The sequence below is a fragment of the Streptomyces sp. BL1 genome (assembly GCF_057628045.1).
This window is the reverse complement of the sequence record NZ_JBXYWZ010000002.1, coordinates 4162655-4188412: the sequence shown is the minus strand read 5'-3', so window position 1 is coordinate 4188412 and position 25758 is coordinate 4162655. Positions and strand designations below refer to the sequence as shown.

21 protein-coding genes and 5 tRNA genes are annotated in these 25758 nt (G+C 70.6%); 8 read left to right on the top strand and 18 right to left on the bottom strand.

Annotated features, from left to right (window positions below; translation table 11 throughout):
- Nucleotides 1–70: 70 nt before the first annotated feature.
- Nucleotides 71–1606, bottom strand: a complete 1536-nt coding sequence (hutH, locus tag AC3AGO_RS18520) for a histidine ammonia-lyase (RefSeq protein ID WP_487821324.1) — start codon at nucleotides 1604–1606, stop codon at nucleotides 71–73.
- A gap of 107 nt (nucleotides 1607–1713) precedes the next feature.
- Between hutH and AC3AGO_RS18515 the strand changes: the two genes are divergently transcribed.
- The gene (locus tag AC3AGO_RS18515; protein WP_487821323.1) at nucleotides 1714–2487 is read left to right on the top strand and encodes an IclR family transcriptional regulator; all 774 of its coding nucleotides are present in this window, start codon (nucleotides 1714–1716) and stop codon (nucleotides 2485–2487) included.
- Between the two features lie 153 nt (nucleotides 2488–2640).
- On the opposite strand, the gene AC3AGO_RS18510 is transcribed toward AC3AGO_RS18515, so the two are convergent.
- The 10 genes from AC3AGO_RS18510 to AC3AGO_RS18465 all read right to left on the bottom strand — a co-directional run bounded on the left by AC3AGO_RS18510 (nucleotide 2641) and on the right by AC3AGO_RS18465 (nucleotide 11660).
- Nucleotides 2641–3075, bottom strand: a complete 435-nt coding sequence (locus AC3AGO_RS18510; RefSeq protein ID WP_487821322.1) for an ATP-binding protein — start codon at nucleotides 3073–3075, stop codon at nucleotides 2641–2643.
- A gap of 183 nt (nucleotides 3076–3258) precedes the next feature.
- Nucleotides 3259–3693 carry a DUF3662 domain-containing protein gene (locus tag AC3AGO_RS18505; RefSeq protein ID WP_487821321.1) on the bottom strand — a complete coding sequence of 145 codons (435 nt, stop codon included), beginning with the start codon at nucleotides 3691–3693 and terminating at the stop codon, nucleotides 3259–3261.
- Nucleotides 3694–4471: 778 nt separating this feature from the next.
- Nucleotides 4472–4846: a hypothetical protein gene (locus AC3AGO_RS18500; protein WP_487821320.1), complete on the bottom strand. Its 375-nt coding sequence runs from the start codon at nucleotides 4844–4846 to the stop codon at nucleotides 4472–4474.
- Nucleotides 4847–5104: 258 nt separating this feature from the next.
- Complete coding sequence (locus AC3AGO_RS18495; protein WP_487821319.1) at nucleotides 5105–5677, bottom strand: FhaA domain-containing protein; 573 nt, start codon at nucleotides 5675–5677, stop codon at nucleotides 5105–5107.
- 303 nt (nucleotides 5678–5980) lie between these two features.
- Entirely contained in the window at nucleotides 5981–6157 is a 177-nt protein-coding gene (locus AC3AGO_RS18490; RefSeq protein ID WP_487821318.1) for a hypothetical protein, read from the bottom strand.
- A gap of 757 nt (nucleotides 6158–6914) precedes the next feature.
- Nucleotides 6915–7196, bottom strand: a complete 282-nt coding sequence (locus AC3AGO_RS18485) for a MerR family transcriptional regulator (protein WP_487824702.1) — start codon at nucleotides 7194–7196, stop codon at nucleotides 6915–6917.
- A 987-nt stretch (nucleotides 7197–8183) separates the two neighbouring features.
- A tRNA-Lys gene (locus AC3AGO_RS18480) sits at nucleotides 8184–8256 on the bottom strand.
- A 96-nt stretch (nucleotides 8257–8352) separates the two neighbouring features.
- Nucleotides 8353–10335: a DEAD/DEAH box helicase gene (locus tag AC3AGO_RS18475; protein WP_487821317.1), complete on the bottom strand. Its 1983-nt coding sequence runs from the start codon at nucleotides 10333–10335 to the stop codon at nucleotides 8353–8355.
- A gap of 276 nt (nucleotides 10336–10611) precedes the next feature.
- A complete protein-coding gene (locus AC3AGO_RS18470; protein ID WP_487821316.1) occupies nucleotides 10612–11169 on the bottom strand; it encodes a hypothetical protein in 558 nt (185 codons plus the stop codon).
- Nucleotides 11170–11297: 128 nt separating this feature from the next.
- A complete protein-coding gene (locus AC3AGO_RS18465) occupies nucleotides 11298–11660 on the bottom strand; it encodes a metallopeptidase family protein (protein ID WP_487821315.1) in 363 nt (120 codons plus the stop codon).
- An 86-nt stretch (nucleotides 11661–11746) separates the two neighbouring features.
- Here AC3AGO_RS18465 and AC3AGO_RS18460 point away from each other — a divergent pair, with 86 nt between their 5' ends.
- The 4 genes from AC3AGO_RS18460 to AC3AGO_RS18445 all read left to right on the top strand — a co-directional run bounded on the left by AC3AGO_RS18460 (nucleotide 11747) and on the right by AC3AGO_RS18445 (nucleotide 13898).
- Nucleotides 11747–13480, top strand: coding sequence for a metallophosphoesterase family protein (locus AC3AGO_RS18460; RefSeq protein WP_487821314.1), 1734 nt, complete (start codon nucleotides 11747–11749; stop codon nucleotides 13478–13480).
- Nucleotides 13481–13619: 139 nt separating this feature from the next.
- Nucleotides 13620–13692: transfer RNA gene (locus AC3AGO_RS18455), tRNA-Glu, on the top strand.
- 37 nt (nucleotides 13693–13729) lie between these two features.
- A tRNA-Asp gene (locus AC3AGO_RS18450) sits at nucleotides 13730–13804 on the top strand.
- A gap of 20 nt (nucleotides 13805–13824) precedes the next feature.
- Nucleotides 13825–13898 (top strand) — tRNA-Phe (locus tag AC3AGO_RS18445).
- A 119-nt stretch (nucleotides 13899–14017) separates the two neighbouring features.
- On the opposite strand, the gene AC3AGO_RS18440 is transcribed toward AC3AGO_RS18445, so the two are convergent.
- The 5 genes from AC3AGO_RS18440 to AC3AGO_RS18420 form a co-directional block, all read right to left on the bottom strand.
- Entirely contained in the window at nucleotides 14018–15076 is a 1059-nt protein-coding gene (locus AC3AGO_RS18440; RefSeq protein ID WP_487821313.1) for a hypothetical protein, read from the bottom strand.
- 205 nt (nucleotides 15077–15281) lie between these two features.
- The gene (locus AC3AGO_RS18435) at nucleotides 15282–16541 is read right to left on the bottom strand and encodes an ABC-2 transporter permease (protein WP_487821312.1); all 1260 of its coding nucleotides are present in this window, start codon (nucleotides 16539–16541) and stop codon (nucleotides 15282–15284) included.
- A 42-nt stretch (nucleotides 16542–16583) separates the two neighbouring features.
- A complete protein-coding gene (locus tag AC3AGO_RS18430; protein ID WP_487821311.1) occupies nucleotides 16584–17420 on the bottom strand; it encodes a cytochrome c biogenesis CcdA family protein in 837 nt (278 codons plus the stop codon).
- Nucleotides 17420–18232, bottom strand: a complete 813-nt coding sequence (locus tag AC3AGO_RS18425; protein WP_487821310.1) for a DsbA family protein — start codon at nucleotides 18230–18232, stop codon at nucleotides 17420–17422. The genes AC3AGO_RS18430 and AC3AGO_RS18425 overlap by 1 nt, the downstream gene beginning before the upstream one ends.
- Nucleotides 18233–18350: 118 nt before the next feature.
- A complete protein-coding gene (locus tag AC3AGO_RS18420) occupies nucleotides 18351–18839 on the bottom strand; it encodes a hypothetical protein (protein ID WP_487821309.1) in 489 nt (162 codons plus the stop codon).
- 139 nt (nucleotides 18840–18978) lie between these two features.
- On the opposite strand from AC3AGO_RS18420, the gene hrpA reads away from it, so the two are divergent.
- The 3 genes from hrpA to AC3AGO_RS18405 all read left to right on the top strand — a co-directional run bounded on the left by hrpA (nucleotide 18979) and on the right by AC3AGO_RS18405 (nucleotide 23588).
- Nucleotides 18979–23061, top strand: coding sequence for an ATP-dependent RNA helicase HrpA (gene hrpA, locus AC3AGO_RS18415; protein WP_487821308.1), 4083 nt, complete (start codon nucleotides 18979–18981; stop codon nucleotides 23059–23061).
- A gap of 84 nt (nucleotides 23062–23145) precedes the next feature.
- Nucleotides 23146–23220 (top strand) — tRNA-Asp (locus AC3AGO_RS18410).
- 182 nt (nucleotides 23221–23402) lie between these two features.
- Nucleotides 23403–23588 (top strand): DUF6274 family protein, encoded by a 186-nt coding sequence (locus AC3AGO_RS18405; RefSeq protein ID WP_487821307.1) that lies wholly within the window; start codon nucleotides 23403–23405, stop codon nucleotides 23586–23588.
- A 515-nt stretch (nucleotides 23589–24103) separates the two neighbouring features.
- Here AC3AGO_RS18405 and bldC read toward each other — a convergent pair.
- Together bldC and AC3AGO_RS18395 are read right to left on the bottom strand one after the other, a co-directional pair.
- Nucleotides 24104–24310, bottom strand: coding sequence for a developmental transcriptional regulator BldC (gene bldC / locus AC3AGO_RS18400; RefSeq protein WP_003949541.1), 207 nt, complete (start codon nucleotides 24308–24310; stop codon nucleotides 24104–24106).
- Between the two features lie 499 nt (nucleotides 24311–24809).
- The gene (locus tag AC3AGO_RS18395) at nucleotides 24810–25685 is read right to left on the bottom strand and encodes a DUF8083 family protein (protein WP_487821306.1); all 876 of its coding nucleotides are present in this window, start codon (nucleotides 25683–25685) and stop codon (nucleotides 24810–24812) included.
- Nucleotides 25686–25758 lie beyond the last annotated feature (73 nt).

Below are 25758 nucleotides of genomic sequence, written 5' to 3'. Positions count from 1 at the left end.
GGGCGGGCCGGTCAAATCCGGCCCGCCCCCGTCCCGTTGGGTGCCCGCCCCCCGTCCTGTCGGGCCGGAGTCAGACCAGCGGTCCCGCGGCGGCCTCCGCGGCGGCGAGGGCGCGGCCCGACGACACGTACTGGACGGTCTCCTCGATCTCCGGGGCGAGCCAGCGGTCCGTCCCGGGGCCCTCGACCGTCTCGCGCAGCCCGTCGCGTACGGCGGCGGTGGCCGGCGCCGGCGTGAGCGGTGCCCGCATGTCGAGGGCGCGCGCCGCGGTGTAGATCTCCACTGCGAGGACGCGGCCGAGGCCGTCGACGGCACGGCGCAGCTTGCGCGCCGCGGACCAGCCCATCGAGACGTGGTCCTCCTGCATGGCGCTGGACGGGATCGAGTCGACGGAGGCCGGCGCGGCCAGCCGCTTGAGCTCGGAGACGATCGCGGCCTGGGTGTACTGCGCGATCATGTGGCCGGAGTCGACGCCGGGGTCGTCCGCGAGGAAGGCGTTGAGGCCGCGGTTGCGCGCCGGGTCGAGGAACCGGTCCGTACGGCGCTCGGCGTTCGAGGCGACATCGGCGACCGAGATGGCCAGGAAGTCGAGGACGGCCGCGACGGGAGCGCCGTGGAAGTTGCCGTTGCTCTCAACCCGGCCGTCGAGGGTGACGACGGGGTTGTCGACGGCGCTGGCCAGTTCGCGGGAGGCCACCAGTTCGGCGTGCGCGAGGGTGTCCCGGGCCGTGCCGTGGACCTGCGGCGAGCAGCGCAGCGAGTACGCGTCCTGGACGCGGGTGCACTCCGGTCCCTTGTGGCTGGCGACGATGCCCGAATCGGCAAGCAGGACCCGCAGGTTGGCGGCGCTGTCGGCCTGGCCCGGGTGCGGGCGCAGGGCCTGCAGGTCGGCGGCGAAGACGGCGTCGGTGCCGAGCTGGCCCTCGACGCTCATCGCGGCGGCGATGTCCGCGGTGCGCAGCAGCCGCCGCAGGTCGTCGGCGGCGAGGACGAGCATGCCGAGCATGCCGTCGGTGCCGTTGATGAGGGCGAGGCCCTCTTTCTCCTCCAGGACGACCGGGGTGATGCCGGCGGCCGCGAGCGCCTCCGCGGCGGGCTTGCGCTCGCCGCCGGCGGTACGGACCTCGCCCTCGCCCATGACGGCGAGCGCGCAGTGCGCCAGCGGCGCGAGGTCGCCGGAGCAGCCGAGGGAGCCGTACTCGTGCACGACCGGGGTGATGCCGGCGTTCAGCAGCGCGGCGTACGCCTCCGCGGTCTGCGTCCGTACGCCCGTACGGCCCGTGGCGAGGGTGGACAGGCGCAGCAGCATCAGCGCGCGGATGACCTCGCGCTCGACCTCGGGTCCCGAGCCCGCGGCGTGCGAGCGGACCAGGCTCCGCTGGAGCTGGGCGCGCAGCTCGGTGGGGATGTGGCGGGTGGCCAGCGCGCCGAATCCGGTGGAGACGCCGTAGTGCGGCGTGGTGTCCTCGGCGAGGGCCTGGACGACCTCGCGGCTGCGGGTGATTTCCTTGAGCGCCTCCGGGGCGAGGGATACCGGGGTACCGAGACGGGCAACGGACACAACTTCGTCGGCAGAGAGCGCGCCGACACCGACAACAACGGTCATGCCTTTATGAAGCCGCAGGTGGGCAGCGGTTTGCGAGGGGGTACCGGCCGGGAGTGTCTGGGATCCAAGACAATTGGTTTACGACTTCAGCGGTCTACGCTCGCCCCATGAGCATCGTCCCGGCCGCCGCGCAGGTGCTGGCCGTCCTCCGCTATCTGGCCCGGCAGGCCGCACCCGTACCCGCCGCCGCCATCAGCCGCGACGTGGGGCTGCCGCGCTCGACCACGTACCACCTGCTCGACACCCTCGCCGCGGACGGATTCGTCGTGCATCTGCCGGAGGAGCGGCGCTACGGCCTCGGCGTCAGCGCCTTCGAACTCGCCTCCGGATACGAGCGCCAGGCGCCGCTCCAGCGCCTGGCGCGGGTGCCGCTGGCCACGCTCGTCGACCGCACGGGACACAACGCGAACCTCGCCGTACTGCACGGCCGCGAGGTCATCTACGTGATCGAGGAGCGCGCCCCGGGCCGGGCCCCGCTGATCAGCGAGGTGGGCGTACGGCTGCCGTCCCAGCTGACCGCCAGCGGACGGGCGGTGCTGGCGCTCCTGCCGCCCGCGCAGGTGCGGGCGCTGTTCCCGGACCGGTCGTCCTTCGTGCTGCGGCACGACGTCGGCCCGGCGTCGCTGACGGCGCTGCGCGGCCTGCTGGCCGAGGTACGGCGCCGCGGGTACGCGACGGAGGAGGGCGAGGTCACCCCCGGCCTGTCCTCCGTCGCCGCGCCCGTGCTGGACCACCACGCACACCCGATCGCCGGCGTCTCGGTCACCTTCCCCGGCGAGCCGGCCGACGAGGCCGAGCGTCACCGGATCGCGGGTCATGTCGCGCAGACAGCGCGGGAGTTGACCCGCCGGCTGGGCGGCGTCACCGAAGCGAAGCGGTGACGCGACGGCCCGGAAACACGTCAGGGCCCCGGCCGGGAAGACCCTCGTGCACCACTGCGCACCAGCACCGGTGTGGTCAGCAGTGCAGCCAGTGCGTTGGCTGGCTGCACTGCTGATCAGTCACCGGAGGAGGCTGCGGCTGGTGTGTCCGCTCTACAGCGGGAGGCCGACCCGGATGGTCTTGGTGTGGTCGGGTCCGAGCCGGATGTCGATCTGGTGGGCGAAGTACTGCACCAGCGGCCATCCGAAGCCGCCGGTCTCTCCCAGGTCGCTGCCCGCGAGGTCGGGGGTGCGCTGGCTGGGCAGCTGCGGGCTGGGGTCGGCCACCGTGATGTGCAGGATGTTCCGGTGGGTGGCGAGGCCGAACTCGGTGACGCCGGAGGCGTGCTGGAAGGCGTTGGTGACCAGTTCGGAGACCACCAGCAGGACGTTGTCCGCGGTCTCCGGGGACGGCGCGGAGGAGAGCGCGCAGAGGTATTCGCGGGTGATGTCGCGGGCCTGCGCGCTGCTGCGCAGCATGCTGGTGCGGGTTTCGGGCCCGGCTCCATTGCTGTGGTGGCTGCGCTGGAGAGTGTCGGTGGAGCTCATGTGTATCACCCTCTGGCCGAGATGGAATCTGAAATTCCGGTCGATTACGGGAGACGCCGGCCCGGCGACTCGCCGCCTTCCCTGACATGTCGCGGGACTGTATCCCAACGGGCCCCGTATTCCCCGCTGTTGCCGGTGCGGAGTGCACGGTCACTTACCCGGGCGCCGCTTCCCTAATCCCCGTCATTCCTTCGGCTTCACCGCGGGGAGGGCTTTGGTGGAATCGTCGAACGGGGCCGGTGCCTGACAGGGGACAATGTGGCTGCGGACGCGGTAGCGGTCGGATGCCGTTCCCGCGTGCGGTGTGAGCTGCACCGTGACCGGGCCGGTGAAGTGGTACCGCCGCTCGGCCGCATGCCGGCGGACCTGCGCGGCCAGCTGCGCCGACACATCCCCGCTGTGGCCGGAGAGTTGACCATGCGCGGTGGGCGGCAGCTCGATGGTGAAGTGATTGGGCACCAGGGTGCGGCCCCGCTTCATGATCAGCGCGTTGTCGTCGCACTCCCGGCGCAGCACCGCCACCACTTCCATCGACTTGGGACGCGACGGGCGCACGACCGACCAGGCGGAGTGCGTCCAGCGTTCCATGGCACGTTCGAAGTTCCGGATGAGTCTCATTGCGCTCGGCTCCCCGATTCCAGATAGACCATGTTCCTCCATTGCGGTGTTCCGGAAATTTTCCGGTCCTGCCGGGTTCAACAGTCCGTACACCTGGGAGGAAATGTCCGAAGTGGGCGTCGCGGAATATCCGTTGCCGGCCGGGAACACCAGTGCGCGGACACCTGTCCGGGATATCGCAATTCAGTTGGCATTGACGGGCGACAGGAAGCCGCATGAGCAGCGCTTTCGCCAATAACGCCGGCGCCGCGGTGCAGTGTGTTTCTCTGCCCTCAAGTCGACGCTCCGTCAATTGGCCTGAGGCATCGTTCGACAAGGGTTCGGTGCCGGCGAACAGACGCGGCGTATGGCCGGCCGAAGCGACAGGGAAGAGTGGGACCGGCTGGTGACAGCCGGCCCGGCGCGGCGTCGTACCGACGTCGGTCGCCGCGGGCAGCCATCGCGAGTCGGGTGCGCCGTCAACGAGAGGACGGCGGCGGGCCCCAAGTCCCGCCGCCGTGGAGGCGTCGCACGTTTCCGGCCCGCGGCTTCTCCTGCCCTCCGGGGCCAACCGCCCGAAGGGGCGGCCCCACTGTGGACTCACGCGGGCCGGGAACGCGTGACGAGGAGAACAACGCGGGCCCGGGCGGAAGGTTACGTGCCCCCGTGCCTTCCCAACGCGGGTCAGGGCAGGGCGAGTACGGCACCACACTGTTTTGCCGCCGTGCGGGTGGCGGGTCGTGTGCAGCCGGTGGGCAAGGGCCGCGTGCCCACGCGCAGCTGTCGTCCTGCTGATGCCTCAGGTAGGTACGCAAGCGTGCAGGCTGCTGCTGCCCGGGCGTGGCCAGGCGAGGGTGACCGGTCCGGCCAGGCCGGGCGGCAGTATCTCCGCGGCGGGCAGCGATAGGTGCCCGGGGGCGGTGACGCGCAGGTGCACCGCCTCGTCCGTGGCACGCAGATGCAGGTCAGGGGGCCGTGGGCAGAAAGCCAGGGCGTGGTCCACCAGTACGCGGGCGGTCTGCTGGACCGCCTCCCAACAGGCGCGGGACGGGGCGGGGGTGAGGGTGAGCAGGAAGCCGGAGGCGATGCCGGCGGCCTGCGCCCCGCTCTCCAGGCAGCCCTCCGCGGGCGGGGTCGGGCGGGTTTCGGGCCGTCTGGCGGGCGTGATGGTCATGGCGGCCTCCTTCATCTCTGCCGGCGACGTGGCGCCGGCATCACGGTGATACCCGGCCCGCTGCCTGCTACCCCAGCGCGTCCAGGGCACACCCGCCCAGCCACCCACACAGCACCCCCTTCCCCGGACTGAGTAATGGGCCGGGCGCCCGGAGGAGCGATGCCGCCACGATCTCTGCCGACATCCCCTGCGCCCGCGCACCGGGCGGGCATCTGATGTCGGTGTGTCAGCAGCCCGCCCTGCCGGGGCTGTTGGTCTTCACCGGCGCGACCGTCCCGTACGCCACAACCCTCGCCCGGGCACGGGCAGCCTGCCCGCCCGCACCATCGGCGTATTGAGGCAGCTGAGCGGGACCACATCCGGCTTGTCCGCGGGCCGCAGCCCGGCCGCCGAGCCCTGCACCGGCGGCGCCGGCTGTGCTTCCACGACCGGCAGTTCCTTGGTCAGATCCGACGGCGAGGCGGGGGCTTGGTGCCGGGCCAGATGGCTGTGCACCCGGTAGCGCCGCTGCCCCGCGTGGTGGTCGGCGGTGACCGGGCCGGTGAAGCGGTAGCGCTGCTCGGTGGCGTACTGGCGCACCTGCGCGGCCGGCTCCACCCCCAACCGGCCATGGTGTGCCGCCAGTTGGTGGCAGCTGTCCTTGGGCAACTCGATGGTGAAGTGATGGGGCACCAGCGTGCGGCCCTGCTCCATGGTCAGCGTGTTGTCGTCGCACTCCCGGCGCAGTATCGCCACCACATCCGTCGGCTTGGGCCGCGGGCTGCGCACCGCCGACCACAGCGTGGAGGTCCAGCGCTCCATTGCCCGTTCGATGCCTGTCAGTGTCCGCATCAATGGCCGCTGCCCGCTGAGAGCACGGTCATGTTCCCCCAAACCGGTGGAGCGCAGTGGAAGCAACTGACAGTCCAGGACCCCTCATCGGCCTACACGTGCCCCTGCACCACCCCGAAGGAAGCCACGCACCCTGCGCCGGACGGCCTGAACGTACCCAACCCGGCACAGGCCGCGCAGCGCGGCCGACGAGAGAGGCGGCGCGACGGGCCGGTGCGGCCAACGGTCCGGAGCAGCGGTCGCGTTCGCCCCGTGCCGGCCGGCACGAGTGGTGCCCCTACCGGCGCGTCTCCCTGAGAGTTGTCAGTGGCTCTGGTCCGGGGCCGCAGTGAACGCATACGCCTCGGCCAAGTTCCTCAGCTCTTCAGCCTGGCTGCCTGGCACGTCACTCTCGGCGATCTTCTTGGCCTGACTGGTGATCGCGTCGTACAACGCCTGCCGAGTCAGCTGCCTGGCGTGCTCTTCACCGGCATCAGCCATGAGAACCTCCTTCAACGGCGGGCCCCTCGGTGTCCACGTAGGAGTGTCAGTTCCCACCGGCATCGTTCGGAACACATCTGCCACGAGTCGGCAGAGGCCGAAGCGGCATCGACGATACGAACGACCGGCCGGCTGGGGCCGGCAGTTCGCCTACTCACTCAGCGCCCCAGCACCCCTCATGTCTTCAACGGCCGACTGTCCGCGCCCCAACTCTGTAGCCCTCAACACCAGTTACACCACCTGTGCGGCCGGAGGCCGGTGTGGGCGGCGCGGAAAGCGGAAACCGTGTACCAGCAACGGCCGCCTCCATGACCCGGAGGCGGCCGTTGCGGGCGCGGGGGCCGGCTCCCCCCAAACCCTCGCGCCGGCCCTTCCGGAGACGACGGGGGTGCTTCGCAACCCCGCCCCTGGAACGCCGCCAGAAGGGCGCGAGGTTGGGCCGCAGATGGTTTTACGGCCCAACCAGTCCTTGCCGGATCTCATTCACGGCACCGGGGTCTGGGGAGCCAAAGCTGAAGAAGGCGTCACTCTCAGCGATAACGCTGTTGCCTTCAGTAGAGACCGTACAGGCATCTGCCTGCGGGAAAAAGGGCGCCAGAGAACCACCTTCACGCCTCTGGTCAGGCGGTACACACCACACCGCCCTCATGTACAGCACGAATCATCATGATCCCCAACAACAGGGACCCTGATATCGATGCCGCCCTCGGCAGTCAGTCCGGCCACCGGTTCTTCGCAGAGGGTGCGCCGGGGATCGTCAGGCGTCGGCCTTCGAGTCCGAGGACGCTTCCGGATTGCGCAGCTGTTCGTTGATGCGCTGGGCCTCTTCGAGCTGGTCTTCCAGGATGATGATGCGGCAGGCCGCCTCCACGGAGGTGCCCTGGTCGACCAGTTCACGGGCCCGGGTGGCGAGCCGCAGCTGGTAGCGCGAGTAGCGGCGGTGGCCGCCCTCCGAGCGCAGCGGCACGATCAGCTTCGCGTCACCGATGGCCCGCAGGAAAGCGGGGGTGGTGCCGAGCATCTCGGCGGCCCGCCCCATCGTGTAGGCGGGGTAATCGTCGTCGTCGAGGTTGCTCGACGGGGTCGTGCGGTTTTCTGCGGCCACTGGCACCTCTCGGGTAACGCGCGTCGAGGGGCCCTGGCGCCGTACGGCACCAGGGCCCCGAGGGGATCAACACCATCTACCGGCTATACGCACCGGGTTCCTTGTCCGCACCACCGTCAGGGGGATGGACGGGTGCGGGGATCGCAACTGCGTGACCGAGGACCACCTTCCAATCCGGGGTCTGCGGTGCCCGGGCCGACCCTTCCTGCCCGGGCGATCCTGATGGCGCTTCTCTCCTCCTCCTTCTCTACTGATCTCTCTGTACTGCTCGACCTTGCAGAACTTCCCGCGCCCCCTGGGGGCGCCTGGCCCGGCAGCCAGTGGTGAAGCCCTCACCATCCGGCCGCACCACTCGACCGCCGGTCCACAACGTGCTTGACCTGCATGCGGGGCAGATGCGTCCGCTGCCCCGCCCTTCTGATCTCTGCGAGTACGAGAAGGACGCTACCTTCGACACCGCCTCATGTCTACTACCGCGATCACAGGTTTTCTCCAGGATGGATATCCGTGAGTCTCATCCCTGCACATGGCGGAACTCTGCACCGGCGCCGCGCTCCGGGTGTCCCTGTGCTCTTGCGGGGGCGGCCGGGCCCGGACTGTGGTGCGCGGCATGGAGGACGGTTTGGCGTACCTGGGCGGCCAGTTGGGGGTCACTGCCCCTCGCGGAGGGCTCCTGAGCGATGCTCTCGTTGCCACTGCCGGCGACGGCGTCCCGGGGTGGCTGCGTCAGTTCGACCTCGCCACACAGGAGTTGGCGTGTGCCTCGCTCCCGCGCGCATCCGCGGTCGTACGCCTCAGCCGGGGCCGTCCGCTCACGCATCGCTCACGCACAGCAGGGTGAAACGACGAAGCGCCCGGAACCGTAAGACCGGTTCGGGCGCTTCTGTGCAGGTCAGAGGGTTATCTCTGGCCCGCGAGCGGTAGGCCGTGTGGGACTCGAACCCACAACCAATGGATTAAAAGTCCACTGCTCTGCCAATTGAGCTAACGGCCCGCCCCCGCAGCATAGCCCGGCTGCTCTCCGCATCTCGAAGGCATTCCCCTTCGAGATGCGGACGAGCCGCCGGACGGGCTCACGGGGCGTCAGCCGTCAGCCGTTGCGCTTCCAGCGCGGCTTGTCGGCGCGGCGGTCGAAGGAGCCGCCGCCGCGGTGCTCGCCGCGGTGCTCACGGGGACCGCTGCCACGGCTGTCGCGGTGATCGTCACGGCGGCCGTACGGGCGGCTGTCGTCACGGCGTTCGCGGTTGTACGAAGGGCGGCTGTCGCGGTCGTCACGGCGGAAACCGCCACCGCCACCACCGCGGTTGTCCCGGCTGTCACGGTTGTACGGAGGACGGCCGCCGCCACCCTGACGGTCGTCACGGCGGAAGCCACCGCCGCCACCGCCACGGTTGTCGTCACGGCGGTCGTCGCGCCGGCCACCACCCTGACGGTCGTCACGGCGGAAGCCACCGCCGCCGCCACCGCCACGGTTGTCGTCACGGCGGTCGTCGCGCCGGCCGCCACCCTGACGGTCGTCACGGCGGAAGCCACCGCCGCCGCCACCGCGCTTGTCGCCCTGCTCGTCGCGCTTGGCGTCGCGGCGCTCCCGCTCGCGCTCCTTCTCCTCGCGGCGGGCCTCACGGCGTGCCTCGGCCTCGGCCTCCGCCTCGACCTCGGCGGTCAGCACGGCCTGCGCCTCCGCCACGGCCTCGTCCGGGTCGTCGCCGCGCTCGCGCGCCGCACGCGCCGTCAACCGCTCGGCCTCCTCGCGGAGTTCGGCGGAACGCCGCTGCGCGCGCTCCAGCTGCCGGGCGAGCTGCTTGGCCTCGCGCTCGGCCTGCTTCGCGGAGTCGCCGGCCGACTGGGCCTGCACCTCGGTCAGCGACCGGGCGCCGGTGATACGCGCCACATCCTCGTCGAAGACGTCGCCGCGGCCGATGAGGTGCCGCGAGGCGTCGACGCCCGCGTCCTCCATCAGCCGGAAGATCTGGCGGCGCTGGTGCGGCAGCGCCAGGGACACGACGGTGCCGGACTGGCCGGCCCGCGCCGTACGGCCCGAGCGGTGCAGGTAGTCCTTGTGGTCGCCGGCCGGGTCGACGTTCAGCACCAGGTCGATGCCGTCGACGTGGATGCCGCGCGCCGCGACGTCCGTGGCGACCAGCGTGTTGACCTTGCCGTCCTTGAAGTCGGCGAGCGTACGGGTACGGGCGCCCTGGGTCATGCCGCCGTGCAGCGCGTCGGCGCTCACGCCGGTCTCGCGCAGCTGCTCCGCGACCCGGTCACAGCCGAGCTGGGTGCGCACGAAGATGATGGTGCGGCCGCCCTTGCGCGCCGCGATCGCCGCGGTGACCGGCGTCTTGTCGCGCGGCTTCACCACGAGCACGTGGTGGGTCATGGTGGTGACCGCGCCCTGCGCCGCGTCGACCTCGTGGACCTCCGGGTCCGTGAGGTAACGCTTCACCAGCGAGTCGATCTCCTTCTCCATCGTCGCGGAGAAGAGCATCCGCTGGCCGCCCTCGGGGACCAGGTCCAGCAGCTCGGTGACCTCGGGCAGGAAGCCCAGGTCGGCCATCTGGTCGGCCTCGTCGAGGATGGCGACCTCGACGTCGTCGAGGGAGCAGGAGTTGCGGTTGATCAGGTCGCGGAGCCGGCCCGGGGTGGCGACGAGGATGTCGACGCCGCGCTCCAGGGCGGAGATCTGGTTGCCCATCGAGGTGCCGCCGCAGACGACCTTCAGCTTGAGGCCGAGCACGTCACCGTACGGCTGCAGGGCGTCGGAGACCTGCATCGCCAACTCGCGGGTGGGGGTGAGGATCACACCGCGCGGGCGCTTCTTCTGCGTACGGCCGCCGTTCAGCCGCGTCATCAGCGGCAGGCCGAACGAGAGGGTCTTGCCGGAACCGGTGCGGCCCCGGCCGAGGATGTCCTTGCCGGCCAGCGCGTCCGGAATGGTCGCGGCCTGAATGGGGAAGGGGGTGGTCACGCCGCTCTGCGCGAGCTTGCGCACGACCGGCTCGGCAAGGCCGAGGTCGGCGAACGTGACGGTTTCGGTGTCCTCGGGCAGGACAGCGTCGGGTGTGGCTACAGACATGCGAAATGCGTACCTTCCGGAGTCATCGGCACGTGCCCCAGACTCCGTGAATGCGCATACGACCGCCTCAATGCGGTCTCCATCACGGCTAAGCAGGAACGCGCCACACGGCGCGATCAAATCGGGCGCCGGGCAAATGGGATCAAACGATCTAGCAGCATACGCGGCGTTGACGCCCCTGCGCAAATGAACTCAGAGGCCATGGCGCCACTTCACCACCACATCACAGGCGCCAACACGCCTCACCCCTCGTTCATTCCCGCTCCGGGAGATCCGTTACCGCTCCTGCGGCGGCGGGGTCCCTCCCCCGCCCCCGGGCTGCGGCGACTGCGAGGGAGAGCCGGTCTCGGACGGTTCGGGCGGCGGCGGGGTGGGCCTGCCGGTGGGCGACTGCGACGGTGCCGGACGCTGCGGGGCGGCCGTCGAAGGAGCCGAACTCCGTGTGGCGGACGGCACATCGGGCACGGCGCCGCCGCCGGGCGGCGCGCCCTGATCCGGCGCCCCCGCCCGCTGCCGCTGCCGGCCCTCCGACGAGGACGGCGCGTCCGCGTTTCCGCCTCCGGCCCGGGAGCCCGCGCCGGGGCGCCCGCGCCGCTCACCGCCGCGCTCGCCGATGCCGCGCTCCCCCTGCTCTGTCACGCCGGCGCCGGAGCCGTAGCCGTACCCCGCGCCGCCGTCCCGCGCGGCGGCACCGGGGCCCGGGGCGCCCGGCACCTGACCGGCCCCGCCCTCCCCGTGCACGGTCACACAGCCGCTCACCGCGGCGAGTATCAGCGCGCCGGCTGTCGTACGGGCGGCCGCTCGCACGACCGGCAGGGCTCGGGACGGATTCACGGGCACGGCGGAACCTCCTGGCACAGGGGACCGGAACGCTCGGCAGGCACAGACACCGCCGTGGACGCGAGCGCACGCGCGGACGCCGTGCCCAACTCCCGTTCACCCCAACAGGTAACGCGTGCCGCTCATCCGTAACCGAGGGCGTGCAGCCGCTCGTCGTCGATGCCGAAGTGGTGCGCGATCTCGTGCACGACCGTCACCTCGGCCTCCCGCACCACCAGTTCGCGGTCGCCGTCCTCCGCCGAGACCATCCGCAGCGTCGGCCCCCGGTAGACGGTGATCCGGTCGGGCAGCACCCCCGCGTACCACTCGCCGCGCTCGGTCAGCGGCGTCCCCTCGTACAGACCGAGCAGCTCCGGATCCTCGGCGGGGGGCTCGTCCTCGACGAACACCGCGACGTTGTCCATGAGTCTGGTCAGTTCGGGCGGAATGCGGTCGAGCGCCTGGGCGACCAGCTCTTCGAACTCCTCGCGTGTCATCTCCAGCACGCGCCCATTGTCGGTCACCGCGACGGCTCGTGCTCCCCTCCGCGCGCGCCGCATAGTCCCGGGCGGGGTAGGGCATACGGGGCCCCATGGCCCGCGAAGCCGGTAACCCGCACATATCGCCCCGTCCGCTCCGTGCCCCAGGGCTTCTCCGGTCCGTCTCAGCCGCCGCCCTGGCCGGCGTCCTCCGCTGGGCCCGCCGGTTACCCGCCGCGGTACTGCGGCGGTACCGCTCGCACCACACGACGCCGACCGCCTCCCTCACGCAGACCCCGCACCCGTACTGGCGCGCCGCCGGGCTGGTCGCCGTCACCCTGCTCGGCGCCTGGCTGGGCCTGCTGATCGTCGGCAGCATCCGTACGCCGGTCGGCCCGATGGACACGCAGATGACGCTCCGTCCGTCCTTCACCGGCGGTACGAAGGTGAACGTCTCGCCGCTCGGCGCGCTCGAACTCCGCAGCCACACCGGCCCGCTGCGCCTCGACGTCGACGTCGACCAGCTCGACCAGCAGCGCGCCGCAGCCCTCGTCGACCACCCGGAACGCCTCCGCGGCCTGGAGGACAACATCACCGCCGACGTCCGGGCCGGCACGGCGAGCCTCGCCCTGCGGTCGGCCGTCGCGGTCGTGTCCGGAGCCGCCGCGCTGAGCCTCGCCGTGTACCGCAGCCCGCGCCGCGCGCTCACCTCGGGCGGCCTCGCCCTGACCCTGCTCGCCGCGTCGGGCGGCACCGCGTACGCCACCTGGAATCCGGACTCCGTCCTGGAGCCGAAGTTCTCCGGGCTGCTGGCGAGCGCGCCCTCGGTGGTCGGCAACGCCCGCAGCATCGTCACCGACTTCGACGTGTACCAGCGGGAGCTGGCCCGGCTGGTCGGCAACGTGTCCAAGCTGTACGAGGCGACCTCCACCCTGCCGACGTACCAGCCGAGTCCGAACACCACACGGGTGCTGCACGTCTCCGACATCCATCTGAACCCGGGCTCCTGGCGGATCATCCGCTCCCTCGTCGACCAGTACGGCATCGACGTGATCGTGGACACGGGCGACACGATGGACCACGGAACGGCGGCGGAGAACGGCTTCCTGAACCCGGTCACCAACCTCGGTGCCCCCTACGTCTGGGTCCGCGGCAACCACGACTCGCTCACCACCCAGAAAGCGGTCCAGAAACTCGCCGACAAGAAGGGCAGCAGGGTGCACGTACTGGACAGCGGCGTACCGCTGAACGTCGCCGGACTGCGCTTCGCCGGCTGGGGCGACCCGCAGTTCACCCCGGACCGCTCCGTCGTGCCGCAGGGCGACGACTCCGAACGGCGGGACGGCCGGAAGCTGGGAGTGGCGCTGCGCGCCCAGAAGGCGAACGGCACACCGGTCGACATCGCCGTCGGCCACAACCCGGTGCTGGCGAAACAGGCCGACGGGCTGGCCCCGCTGACGCTGGCCGGACACACCCACGAGCGCAGCAACGAGGTGCTGCCGAAGGGCACCCGGCTGATGGTCGAGGGCACCACGGGCGGCGGCGGACTGCGCGCGGTCGAGAAGGACGAACCGCAGAAGGTCGCGGCGTCCGTGCTCTACCTGAACCAAGACACCGGAAAACTCCAGGCCTGGGACGAGATCACCCTGGGCGGGCTCGGACTGTCCTCGGCGGAGGTCGCACGGCACCTCCCGGACGAGGCCAAGCCCGGATCCTCCGGCCGCTCCCCCTCGGGTACGCCGTCCGGCTCCCCCTCCGGCGCCTCCCCTTCCGACGGGGCGACTCCCTCACCCCCTGGCGGGACCTCCCCCAACTCCCCTGCGGGGACCCCGAGTCCGTCCCCGTGACGGGCCTCCGGGGGTCCCTGAGGAGGGGGTCCGGAGACTGCTCGGGGAAAGCGTTTTGGCGAACGGTCCCGGTATCCCATATGCTTCTCACGTCCCCGACGCGCTGACGCGAAAACGGAAGCGCCCAGGTGGGCCATCAGCCCTCATCGTCTAGTGGCCCAGGACGCCGCCCTTTCAAGGCGGTAGCACGGGTTCGAATCCCGTTGGGGGCACGCACCACCTGTGCGAGACTTGTCTCGCACAACGCTTGGTCCTGTGGAGCAGCTTGGAGTGCTCGCCACCCTGTCAAGGTGGAGGCCGCGGGTTCAAATCCCGTCAGGACCGCTGCGATCTCCGGATCGCGTGGCTGGGTAGCTCAGTTGGTACGAGCGTCCGCCTGAAAAGCGGAAGGTCGCCGGTTCGACCCCGGCCCCAGCCACCGCCATACGGCCCCGGGAGGTTCTCCTCCCGGGGCCGTTTTCGTGTGTCCGTTCTTCGTGCTCCGGTCCGCGCGGGGCCGGTGCCGTGCTGCTTGCGCCGGCACCGGCCGTACGACGGCTACTCGTACATCACGTACTCCGGTTCGGGGCGCAGGGCCAGGACCTCGTCCGGCTTCATCATCCGGCCGGCCTCCGCGTCCTCCTCGTAGAAGAGCTTGAAGCCGGTGTGCACCCCGTCCGGCATGTCCTTCACCAGCTTGTGCCAGGTGTCCCGTTTCATCCCCGGGGTGCCGATGCCGTCGGCGCTCTTGATGACGGCGACGCCGGGGGCCGGGCGCAGCTCGTCCTGGCCGGGCACGACGGAGACGGCGACCTGGTGGAAGACGAACGCCTTTTCCGGCAGGTCGTGTTCGTCGACGAGGTCCGACAGATAGCGCGCCACCTTCGTCAGTTCGGCCCCGCTGGTACGGCCGTACGTGTCGCCCGGCACCTCTCCCGGGCCCATGTCCCACTCCGGGTCGAGCGCCACGCCCACATCGGGGTGGACGAGCCAGTGGCGCAGCGCCTTCACCTCGTCCAGCGCCTTGGAGCGGCCCGGCTGGATGTTGAGCAGCAGCAGGGCGCGGTGCTCGCGGGCGACCTTGTGGAAGCGGCGGATGGTGCTGTCGGGGACGCGGGTGCGGTACGTACGGTCCGGTCCCGGCGCCGAGTTGGTGACCGTGGCGAGGAGTTCGAGAACGGGCAGCGGTTCGCGTCCCGCCGCGTACGTACGGGCCTTCTTCTCGATCTCGTCGGCCCGGTCCGCCAGGTCGCCGGTGCCGAGCCGGCCCAGCGCCTCGGCGCCGGGCAGCCCGCAGAAGCCCACCAGCCGGTAGTGCGGGAACAACGTCCTGCCCCCGCGCGGCAGTTGGGGCCGCTTCCTGGTCCGGCTCGGCGAGGGGGACGGGGAACCGGACGTACCCGGGGAGGATCCGGGGGTCTGCTTCGCGGCGGCGTCCGTACTGCCCGCCTCCGTGCCGCAGGCGCTCAGCAGGCCGCCGAGTCCGGCCGCCGCCGCGGCCGCCAGCACCCCGCGCCGGGTGCGCGCGCCCGGCCGCACGGTGGACGGGGGCGGCGCGGCCGGCTCCGTACCGGTTCTGTTGTCCCCGCTGTCCTCGGCCCCGGGCTTCCCGCTCATGCCGCGCAACGCGCCCCCTCTCGTTCCGGAACTCCGTCCTCAATGCTTCACCAGGGGCCCATCTCCATGCCCCTGCCAGGCGAAACACCTCTGCAACAGTGCCAGGTACGGCGGCCCGGGGGACTCACGCCCCGCGGTCGGCCGGGTGACGGTCGCGAACGGGTCGGGTGACGGCAGCGAACGGTCGGAAGGTGCCGGCGAACGGTCAGGTGGCGGGCGAAGCGGCCGCGTGCGCGGCGGACGAACGGCCTCCGGGGTGCCGGTGCCGCCAGATCCAGAACACGGCGCACGACACGACCGCCCAGGCGCCCAGCACCAGATACGGCTGGAGGTGCTGAAAGCCCGGGAAGTACACGGCGGTGTGCTGGGCGTTCACCGAGGCCCCGGGCGGCAGCCAGCGCCCGATCGTGCCCAGTACGGACGGCAGCAGCGGCCAGGACACCGCGCCGCCGGAGGACGGGTTGCCGAGCAGCACCATCAGTCCCCAGGTGGGGATCATCGCCCAGCGCCCGAAGAGGGTGTTGAACATCGTGAAGACCATGCCCGAGGTGAACATCGTCAGCGAGAGGATCAGCCACGAGTGCACGAAGGGCAGTTGGAGCGCGCCGAGCAGCCAGTCCACGACGGCCGCGATCACGAACCCGCCGAACAGCGCGTACGCCACCGTGAATCCGATCCGCTCCAGCGGCGCCAGGGCCCGCGCGTGCACGCTGAGCTGGATCGCCCCGACGAACCCGATGATGACGGCGGCCAGCGAGATGTAGAACACGGACAGGCCGCGCGGATCACCCGTGTCGAGCGGCTTCAGGTCCTTCACGGACACCTGGACGCCGACCTTCTTCCCCACCTGTGGACCGGCCTGTTGCAGCACCTGCGCGACGGAGGCGCCGGAAGCACTGGCGATGTCCATCTCCACGCGGCTGCCCGGCTTCACCTGCAGCACCGTGAAGACCTGCTGCTCCTCGATGGCCTTCTCGGCACGCTCGTACGTGGGGTAGTGGCGCAGTTCGAGCGAGGAGCCCAGCGCCTTCTCCATGCCCTGGAGGAAGGCCTGGGCCTCCTTCTCGCTGCTGGGCGCGCCGACGACGGCCGCCGGTACGTGATGGGGCGTCGGATCGGCCATCGCGTACGTATAGGACCCGGCGAACAGTCCGGCCGCCGCGCCGAGGATCAGCACCAGCACGAGGGCGGGGAGGTACGGCGACTTCTTGAACCCCCGCCACTTGTCGGCGTTGGTGGGGGTCCGCCCGTGCGCGCCGTGGCCGTTACCGGTGTGGCCGTTCCCGTCGTGGCCGTTCCCGGTGTGGCCGTTCCCGCCTGCGTCGCCGGTTCCGCCCGGGCCACCGTCCCGGACGGATTCGCCGTTTCCGTCGGGAGCCTGCGGGCCGGAGTCGGGCCGCGCGCCCGGCGCTCGGGTGGCGCCGGGCGCGCTGTCCGGGGATTCGGGCGGATGCTGATCGCTCATGCGCCACACTTTAGGACCTATTTGTCCGATTTTCCGTGAGGGTCACTCCTCCCGGGGCGCGACCGTCCGCCGCCCGCGGAGCCACTGCACGAGGAGCACCACCGCGACGGCCGCCACGACGAGCGCGACCAGCAGCCCGTCCGGCACCGCGCGTCCGATCCGCTCCGCCCACTGCTCGGCCGCGAACGCCCCGTCCACATCGGTCAGTCCGGGCAGCGAGGCCGCCCCGTCGAAGGCGAGGAAGAGCACGCCGAGGACGAGGAAGAAGAGCCCCGACAGCAGCGAGGTCGTGTGCAGCCGCAACCGTCCGAGGGTGAACTCGCGGCCCCGCAGCCAGCGGCGCCGGCCGAGGTCGAAGCGGTCCCACAGCAGCACGAGCACGAACAGCGGCACGGCCATGCCCAGCGCGTACACCGCCAGCAGCAGCCCGCCGTACACCGGGTTGCCGCCGACCGCCGCGACGGTGAGCACGCTGCCGAGGATGGGGCCCGCGCAGAAACCGGCGAGGCCGTAGACCATGCCGAGCGCGTAGACGGAGACGGCGGTGGTCGGACGGATCCGCCCCGAGAGCTCCTGGAGCCGGCGGGGCGCGAAGCCCAGCCCGAGGATCTGCACCACGCCGAGCACGATGACCAGCCAGCCGCCGCCGGTGACGAGCGCGTCCCGGTGCCCGTAGAAGAGCCGCCCGGCGAAGGAGCCGGCGGCGCCGAGCGGGACGAGGGTGGTGGCGAGGCCGAGGTAGAAGATCCCGGTACGCGCCACCAGCTTCCCCGCCGAACTGATCGAGTACGCGAAGAACGCCGGCAGCAGCAGCGCGCTGCACGGGCTGAGCAGGGCCAGCAGCCCGCCGAGGAAGGCCGCGAAGTAGCCGGCGTCCATCACTCGCCGCCCGTCCCCGCGGACTTCTCCGACTGCTTCTCCGACGGCTGCTTCTTCGCCGCCGCTGCCGCGCGGTCGATCGCATCCGTGAAGACCTTGTCGGGCTGCGCTCCGGCGATCGGCTCACCGTTGATCAGGAAGGCCGGAGTGGCACTGGCGCCCAGCCCGTACGCCTCGTTCTGATCCGTCGTCAGGTCCTGCTTCGCCGCGGCGCTCTTCCGGTCCCGGTCGAAGCGGTCCAAGTCCTCGATGCCCGCCTTCTCGGCGATGTCGTGCAGGTGGGCGTCGCTGAAGCCGTTCTTCTCGTTGCCCTCGTCGGCGTAGACGGCCTTGTAGAACTGCCAGAACCGGTCCTGCTTGCCGGCGGCCCAGCCCGCGAGCGCGGCCCGGTTCGAGCCCTCGCCGAAGACGGGGAAGTTGCGCCACTCGATGCGCAATACGCCCTTGTCGATGTACTTCTTCTCCAGCTTCGGCTCCGTGTCGCGGGCGAACTTGCCGCAGAAGGAACAGCCGAAGTCGGCATACTCGATCATCACCACGGGCGCGTCCTTGTCGCCGCGCGCGTACGGGTCGTCGGCGTCACGGCGTGCGAGCTTCATCAGCTGCGGGTCGCCCGCCGTGTCGCTGCCGCCGCCCTCGACGGTGGCAGCACTGCCGCCGGAACCGCCGGAACCGCCGCTGCCCCCTCCGTCGTCGACGGCGAACTGCGAGAGCCAGCCGGCCAGCAGCGCCACGACGGCGACGAGCCCGCCGATGAGCAGCCCCTTCCGGGACGAACGGGATGAGCTGGATGTACGGGTCGAGTCAGGCATGGGTGTCTCCTGTCCTGCGCGCCCGGGCACGGTCATGCCGGGGCACGTGAGGTCTGCGCGTAAACGGTGTGAGCTGCCGGGACGGCACCCGCGCACACGCGGGCACCGTCCGGCGCATCTACACGCGCAGGACGGAGAGTTCGGCCTGGGAGAGCGGGGGCAGCGGGTCGGGCCCGCGTACGGGCGGCCGCGCGTGCGCCGCGCCGAGCGCGCCGTGCGACTCGGGGGTGAGGCACAGGGGCAGCGGCGGCAGGAGGGGCTGCGAGGTGCCGGAGGGAGCGGTGGCGGGAACGGTGCCGTGGTTGCCGTCCTGCTGCTTGCGGCAGCCCGGCATGCTGCCGGGGTCGTCCTCCGGGGTCACCGCGGAGGGGCTCGCTTCGGCCGTGGACGCCACCTGCGGGGAGCCCGCCGGTACGCCGTGGTCCGCCCGTACGCCGTTGCCGGCCGGAGCCACAGCCGGAACCGGGGCCGCAGCCGTGGACCCCGCCCGCGCGGATCCCGTCGCGGCCTGGGTGCTGCCCGCCGTGGAGAACAGCGCCCCGCACACCGCGATCAGCAGGCCCAGGAACGCGACGGCCGTGTGCCGTCGCCGGGACCTGCTGCTCACCACGGGCCGGGCCGCCTCTCGTTCCGTACGGGTATCGCGCCGCACAGCCTAACGGCGGCCTGCTGCGGCGGGTGCCGGGCGGCCGCGCTGAACAAACCGTTCGCCAGGCCGATCCGCGAGGTGAGATCCTGGGCCAGGTATGTCGACTTCCACGCCCCCTTCCCCCGCCGCTCTCCGCGAGCGTCTGCCCGAGCTGATGCTGCGTGACCAGTCGCGCCTGGCCCGCAGGCTGGACGGGGCGCGGAAGATCCGCAAGCCCGAGGCGCGGGACGCCGTGCTCGCGGAAATCGCCGCCGCCATGGACGAGTCGGAGCTCAAGGCCGTCTCCCGCCGCGCGGCGGTTCCGGAGATCAGCTATCCCGAACAGCTGCCGGTCAGCCAGAAGAAGGACGAGATCCTCGAGGCGGTCAGGGACCACCAGGTCGTGATCGTCGCGGGCGAGACCGGCTCCGGCAAGACCACGCAGATCCCCAAGATCTGCATGGAGCTGGGCCGTGGTGTGCAGGGCGTCATCGGCCACACGCAGCCGCGCCGTATCGCGGCCCGTACGGTCGCGGAGCGGGTCGCCGAGGAGCTGAAGTCGCCGCTCGGCGAGGCCGTCGGCTGGCGGGTCAGGTTCACCGACCAGGTCGGCGACAACACCCTGGTGAAGCTGATGACGGACGGCATCCTGCTGGCCGAGATCCAGCAGGACCGGGAGCTGCGCCAGTACGACACGATCATCATCGACGAGGCCCACGAGCGCAGTCTCAACATCGACTTCCTGCTGGGGTATCTGGCCCGGCTGCTGCCGCGCCGCCCGGACCTGAAGGTCGTGATCACCTCCGCGACGATCGACCCGGAGCGTTTCTCCCGGCACTTCGGGGACGCGCCGATTGTGGAAGTATCGGGCCGTACGTATCCGGTCGAGGTGCGCTACCGGCCGCTGCTGGAGGAGGAGTCGGATACCCGCGACCGGGATCAGATCACCGCGATCTGCGACGCGGTCGGCGAGCTGCAGAGCGAAGGCCCGGGCGACGTCCTGGTGTTCCTCTCCGGCGAGCGCGAGATCCGGGACACCGCGGACGCGCTGGAGAAGCGGAGACTGCGGAACACCGAGGTGCTGCCGCTGTACGCGCGGCTGTCGCACGCCGAGCAGCACCGGGTGTTCCAGCGGCACTCCGGGAGACGCATCGTGCTGGCCACGAACGTCGCCGAGACCTCGCTGACGGTGCCGGGCATCAAGTACGTCATCGACCCCGGCACGGCCCGCATCTCCCGGTACAGCCACCGCACCAAGGTGCAGCGGCTGCCCATCGAGCGGATCAGCCAGGCCAGCGCCAACCAGCGCAAGGGCCGCTGCGGCCGTACGTCGGACGGCATCTGCATCCGGCTGTACTCGGAGGACGACTTCCTCTCCCGCCCGGAGTTCACCGACGCGGAGATCCTCCGTACGAATCTGGCGTCCGTCATCCTGCAGATGAACGCGGCGGGCCTCGGCGACATCGAGAAGTTCCCCTTCATCGACGCGCCGGACCACCGCAGCATCAAGGCCGGCGTACAGCTCCTCGAAGAGCTGCACGCGCTGGACATGACGGAGAAGGACCCGAAGAAGCGCCTCACGCAGACCGGCCGCAAGCTTGCGCAGCTGCCCGTCGACCCGCGGCTGGCCCGGATGGTCCTGGAGGCCGACCGGAACGGCTGCGTACGCGAAGTCATGGTGATCGCGGCCGCGTTGTCCATCCAGGACCCGCGGGAGCGCCCTTCCGAGAAGCAGCAGCAGGCCGATCAGCAGCACGCCCGCTTCAAGGACGAGACCAGCGACTTCCTGGCACTGCTGAACCTCTGGCGATACGTGCGCGAGCAGCAGAAGGCGCTGTCCACCTCCGCGTTCCGCCGTATGTGCAAGTCGGAGTTCCTCAACTACCTGCGCATACGCGAGTGGCAGGACATCTATACGCAGCTGCGCCAGGTCGCCAAGCAGCTCGGCATCACGATCAACGCCGAGACGCAGGAGCCCGACGAGAACCGCGTGCACCAGTCCCTGCTCGTGGGTCTGCTCTCGCACGTGGGCGTCAAGGAGGGCGAGAAGAACGAGTATCTGGGCGCCCGCGGCGCGAAGTTCGCGGTCTTCCCCGGTTCGGCGCTCTTCAAGAAGCAGCCCCGCTGGGTGATGTCGGCCGAGCTGGTCGAGACGTCCAAGCTGTGGGCCCGGGTGAACGCGAAGATCGAGCCGGACTGGATCGAGCCGCTCGCCGGACACCTGGTGAAGCGGACGTACAGCGAGCCGCACTGGGAGCAGAAGGCGGCGGCGGTGATGGCGTACGAGCGGGTGACGCTGTACGGCGTGCCCATCGTCCCGGCCCGCAAGGTCAACTACGGGAAGATCGATCCGGAGACGTCCCGGGATCTGTTCATCCGCAGCGCACTGGTCGAGGGCGACTGGCGCACGCACCACCAGTTCTTCCATGACAATCGCAAACTCCTCGGCGAGGTCGAGGAGTTGGAGCACCGGGCACGGCGCCGCGACATCCTGGTCGACGACGAGACGCTGTACGACTTCTACGACCAGCGCGTGCCCGAACACATCGTGTCCGGGGCGCACTTCGACTCCTGGTGGAAGAAGAAGCGCGGCGAAGAGCCGGATCTGCTCAACTTCGAGAAGTCCATGCTCATCAACGAGCAGGCCGAGCAGATCACCGAGGCCGACTATCCGGACACCTGGCAGCAGGGCCGGCTGCGCTTCAAGGTGACGTACCAGTTCGAGCCGGGCGCGGACGCCGACGGTGTGACCGTGCACATCCCGCTCCAGGTGCTGAACCAGGTGACGGACGAGGGCTTCGACTGGCAGATCCCGGGCCTGCGCGCGGACTTGGTGACCGAGCTGATCCGCTCGCTGCCGAAGCCGGTCCGGCGGCACTGCGTCCCCGCGCCCGACTACGCCCAGCGGTTCCTGGCCGCGGCCTTCCCCTCCTCCGGCGAGGGCGCGCAGCCCGGCGAGGCGCCGCTGGCGGTGGCCCTGGCGGGCGAGCTGAAGCGGATGACCGGAGTGCAGGTCGCCGCCGAGGACTTCACGCTGTCCAAGGTCCCGGACCATCTGCGGATCACGTTCCGGGTGACCGACGAGCGGCAGCGCAAGCTCGCCGAGTCCAAGGACCTCGAAGAGCTGCAGCTGAAGCTGAAGAGCCGTACGAAGGAGGCCATCAGCAAGGCCTTCGAGTCCTCCGAGCGCTCCCGCTCCCGCAAGGGCGCACAGGGCGGCGGGAAGGCCAAGAGCGGTGCGCAGCAGGCCGGTTCGGAGCAGCGGGAGCCGGAAGGCCCTGACGCGGGCGACTCCCCCACGGCTCAGCGCACCGGCCTCACGAGCTGGACGCTCGGCACCCTGCCCCGCACCTTCGAGACGAAGCGCGCGGGCCAGCCCGTACGGGCGTACCCCGCGCTGGCGGACGACGGACCGGACAAGAACACCGTATCCGTGCAGCTCTTCGACACGGAGGTGGAGCAGCAGCGGTCGATGTGGCTCGGCACCCGCCGGCTGATCCTGCTCAACATCCCCTCGGACCCTGCCAAGTTCGCCGCCTCGAAGCTGTCGAACCCGCAGAAGCTGGCGCTGTCCCGCTCCCCGCACGGCAGCGTGCAGGCGCTGTTCGAGGACTGCGTGACGGCCTCCGCCGACCGCCTGATCGGCGTGCACGGCGGCCCCGCCTGGGACGAGGAGTCCTTCCGCAAGCTCTTCGACGCCGTACGCGCGGACCTCGTCGACGCGACGCTGCGCACGGTCAAGCAGGTCCAGGAGGTGCTGGCGGCCTGGCACGCGTGCGAGCAGCGGCTGCGGGACGTCACCAGCCCGGTGCTCAAGTCGTCCGTGCAGGACGTACGGCAGCAGCTGGACGCCCTGATCCGGCCGGGCTTCGTGACGCTGCACGGGGCCGGCCGGCTGTCCGACCTGCTGCGCTATCTGGTCGCGGCCGACCGCAGGCTCCAGCAGATGCCGGTCAACGCCGAGCGGGACCGCTCCCGGATGGCGAAGGTCCAGGAGATGCGGGACGAATACCTGTGGCTGCTGGAGCAGTTCCCCCAGGGCCGGCCCGTCCCGCAGGCGGCGCTGGACATCCGCTGGATGATCGAGGAACTGCGCGTCAGCTACTTCGCACATGCCCTGGGCACGGCGTATCCGGTATCGGACAAACGCATCATGAAAGCCGTGGACGCGGCGGCTCCGCCGGGGGCGGCCTCCGCGTGACCTCGCGGTCGCACACCGTGAGTTCGCTTCTCCGGCCTCACCTGCTGTAAAGTCTCGTCTCGCGCCGAACGCAGCGCACCACGAGGTCCTGTGGAGCAGCTTGGAGTGCTCGCCACCCTGTCAAGGTGGAGGCCGCGGGTTCAAATCCCGTCAGGACCGCAGCAGTCGGAAGGCCCGTCCCCTCTCTGGGGGCGGGCCTTCCGGCATTTCCGGGCTCGTTCCGAGCCCCTCTCCCCCGCACCCCGGAAGGCCTCGACGGCCCCGGTTGCGGCCGGTTGTCCGCCTTGACGCCCGTACGGGCCGCCGGTACCCCTGCAAGGGGGACGAGGAGGTGGCCGGCGATGACGGAGCCGACAGGTGTTCCGGCGCGGCACGAGACCAGGGCGCTGCTGCGCGCCCATCTGGCGGCCGCTACGAGGTACCGCCACGTCACCCGGCACTGCCCCGTGTGCCACCGGCTGCTGCGGCTGGCGATGGAAGCGCAGGCCGACGATTCACGTCAGGACCAAAGTCCTCCCCCGAAGTGACCAAAGAGGCCCCTCGGCGCCCTTCCCGGATGTCACGCTGGAGAGCGAACGGACGGCGCACCGACGGGTGTTCCACTACCGCAGCGAGCGCTCTGGCTTCAACAAGTCACTGCTGTGACGGGTGTCACCGAAGTCCCCCCGGCCGATGGGGAACTCAGACGCCCGCCACACCGGGTCAATTTAATATGTGCAATTGCACCGCCCTCTCCAGTGTCCCGGCGGCCCTCCGGACACGGTGCACGCACCCCGGGCGCGGCGCCCCGCAGGAGCCCAAGTGACGTCCGTACGGGCCGATTCGGGCCGGTCAGCGGCCCGTGGAGAAGCTACTGGCGAGTTGCCGGCGGACAGGCCCGCGGGCACAAAAAGATCGCGCTGGACCCGGCGGAGTCCAGCGCGACCGACGCACAAGCACTGTCGGAGACAGTGACACGGCGTGTGCTGCCTGTCGGACGTCGACGGGAGTGGGGGCCCGAAAACGCCCTGGTTGAGCGGTTTTGTTAGCTGCTATCGCCTGATCAGGCTTCGCTGCGCTGCTGCGGAATGCCCGCCAACAGCGCACGCACCTCCGCTTCGCGGTAGCGGCGGTGCCCTCCGAGCGTGCGGATGGACGTGAGCTTGCCTGCCTTTGCCCAGCGCGTAACCGTCTTCGGGTCCACGCGGAACATCGTGGCAACCTCAGCCGGGGTCAGCAGCGGCTCGGCATCAGGGGTGCGAGCGGTCATGAGCGGCCTCCTCGGGAGAACCGAACCATCACGGTTCTTTCCTCTAAATTCTGCACCTTGACCCGCGTTGCCCGAAATGGCGCACGCGAGCCGAGTCGGTTATAGGACGAACGGCTTGTCCTCGGCACTACAACTACACCATCTGTCCAGCCACGACGGCCAAACCGATGGAATTGCCCTCTCAGGTGTTCAACCTCGGCGGAAGCCGATGGACCGTGCCATAGCGGACAGTTACGTCGCCGTGACGATCAGTCACAACGTGACCAGTCGCCACCAGACCCACCAAGGAGCGCAATACCGAATAATCCGCCCTTAGTTGGACGGAAGGAGCCCTCTCCGAACTCCTTGTCCTATTTTGACACGAGAGGTAGGTCTGCGAGCAAGACCCCAGTTACGTGCTGTCCGTCACGCTTGAACCAATAGCCCGGTTCAGGACCTAGGTCCTGTGCACGTTGAACAGGCAGTATGCCCTATTCGCCCGACCTGCCGTACACGGCGGTCAGTTGGCGAACTGGAGCTCCCGGACCGCACGCCAGCGGTCGGTCAGCCGCTCGTACGCCACTCCGGCCCGCTCCCCGTCGCCCTCGCGCAGTGCCGCGATGCCCTCCGCCACGTCCGCGGCAGAGTGGTCCTCGGCCAGCCGGTCCTCGGAGATGACCTGCACGAGACCGCCGTAATCCAGTTCGACGAGTGAGCGCGGGTGGAACTCCTCCAGCCAGCGCCCCACGTCGACCAGACCGTCGACGAGCGGTCCCTCCTCCAGCTCCTCGCGGAGCACCTTCAGACCGCGGGCGAGACGGCGCCTCGCCTGGACCATCGGAGTGCGATAGCGGAGAACGAACTGCTGACCGCTCTCCTCACCCGTTCCGGGCTTCGCAAACTCCTTCTCCTCATCGGAGAAGAGTACGAACCATCGCACGGGTACATGCCACACGGCCGTACGGATCCATGGGCGCGCGTCCGGATTGCGGGACAGCCACGCCTCGTAGTCGGCCGCCGCCTCCCTGCGCACGACCGGCGGCACCGCCGCGTCCAGCACCGGCTGCGGCAGCGCGACCTCCTGCTCGCCGGCGGCCGTGGTGAGCGCGGAGAGCGCCTGCCAGCCGCGCAGCCGGGTGCGCCAGGGACACACGCAGGTGACGCCGTCCACCTCCGCCACGAACGCGTCCGCGCTCTCCCGCACGGGCACCGCGACGGGCGGCGTGGGCAGCAAGTCGGCCAGGGAGCGCCGGAGTTCGTCCTGAGCGGTCGGCAGCTTCTCCCGCTTGGCGTACCGCACCCAGTGCGAGCGCTCCGGCTCGGGGAACGCGGCGAGTGGCTCGTACACCCGCAGATACGCCGTGTACGGGACCATGACCGCCGCCTGCTGCGCCACGCGTTTCTCCTCCGTCGATCGTGCGGCCGTGCTGTCCACTGTGCTGGCGGCGCCCCGATGAGCGCCCCTGGAC

Bases quoted from the DNA above. Each gene is read 5' to 3' on its own strand.
- hutH (WP_487821324.1), bottom strand. From the start codon at position 1,606: ATGACCGTTGTTGTCGGTGTCGGCGCGCTCTCTGCCGACGAAGTTGTG.
- AC3AGO_RS18515 (WP_487821323.1), top strand. From the start codon at position 1,714: ATGAGCATCGTCCCGGCCGCCGCGCAGGTGCTGGCCGTCCTCCGCTAT.
- AC3AGO_RS18510 (WP_487821322.1), bottom strand. From the start codon at position 3,075: ATGAGCTCCACCGACACTCTCCAGCGCAGCCACCACAGCAATGGAGCC.
- AC3AGO_RS18505 (WP_487821321.1), bottom strand. From the start codon at position 3,693: ATGAGACTCATCCGGAACTTCGAACGTGCCATGGAACGCTGGACGCAC.
- AC3AGO_RS18500 (WP_487821320.1), bottom strand. From the start codon at position 4,846: ATGACCATCACGCCCGCCAGACGGCCCGAAACCCGCCCGACCCCGCCC.
- AC3AGO_RS18495 (WP_487821319.1), bottom strand. From the start codon at position 5,677: ATGCGGACACTGACAGGCATCGAACGGGCAATGGAGCGCTGGACCTCC.
- AC3AGO_RS18490 (WP_487821318.1), bottom strand. From the start codon at position 6,157: ATGGCTGATGCCGGTGAAGAGCACGCCAGGCAGCTGACTCGGCAGGCG.
- AC3AGO_RS18485 (WP_487824702.1), bottom strand. From the start codon at position 7,196: ATGGGGCGGGCCGCCGAGATGCTCGGCACCACCCCCGCTTTCCTGCGG.
- AC3AGO_RS18475 (WP_487821317.1), bottom strand. From the start codon at position 10,335: ATGTCTGTAGCCACACCCGACGCTGTCCTGCCCGAGGACACCGAAACC.
- AC3AGO_RS18460 (WP_487821314.1), top strand. From the start codon at position 11,747: ATGGCCCGCGAAGCCGGTAACCCGCACATATCGCCCCGTCCGCTCCGT.
- AC3AGO_RS18440 (WP_487821313.1), bottom strand. From the start codon at position 15,076: ATGAGCGGGAAGCCCGGGGCCGAGGACAGCGGGGACAACAGAACCGGT.
- AC3AGO_RS18435 (WP_487821312.1), bottom strand. From the start codon at position 16,541: ATGAGCGATCAGCATCCGCCCGAATCCCCGGACAGCGCGCCCGGCGCC.
- AC3AGO_RS18430 (WP_487821311.1), bottom strand. From the start codon at position 17,420: ATGGACGCCGGCTACTTCGCGGCCTTCCTCGGCGGGCTGCTGGCCCTG.
- AC3AGO_RS18425 (WP_487821310.1), bottom strand. From the start codon at position 18,232: ATGCCTGACTCGACCCGTACATCCAGCTCATCCCGTTCGTCCCGGAAG.
- hrpA (WP_487821308.1), top strand. From the start codon at position 18,979: ATGTCGACTTCCACGCCCCCTTCCCCCGCCGCTCTCCGCGAGCGTCTG.
- AC3AGO_RS18405 (WP_487821307.1), top strand. From the start codon at position 23,403: ATGACGGAGCCGACAGGTGTTCCGGCGCGGCACGAGACCAGGGCGCTG.
- bldC (WP_003949541.1), bottom strand. From the start codon at position 24,310: ATGACCGCTCGCACCCCTGATGCCGAGCCGCTGCTGACCCCGGCTGAG.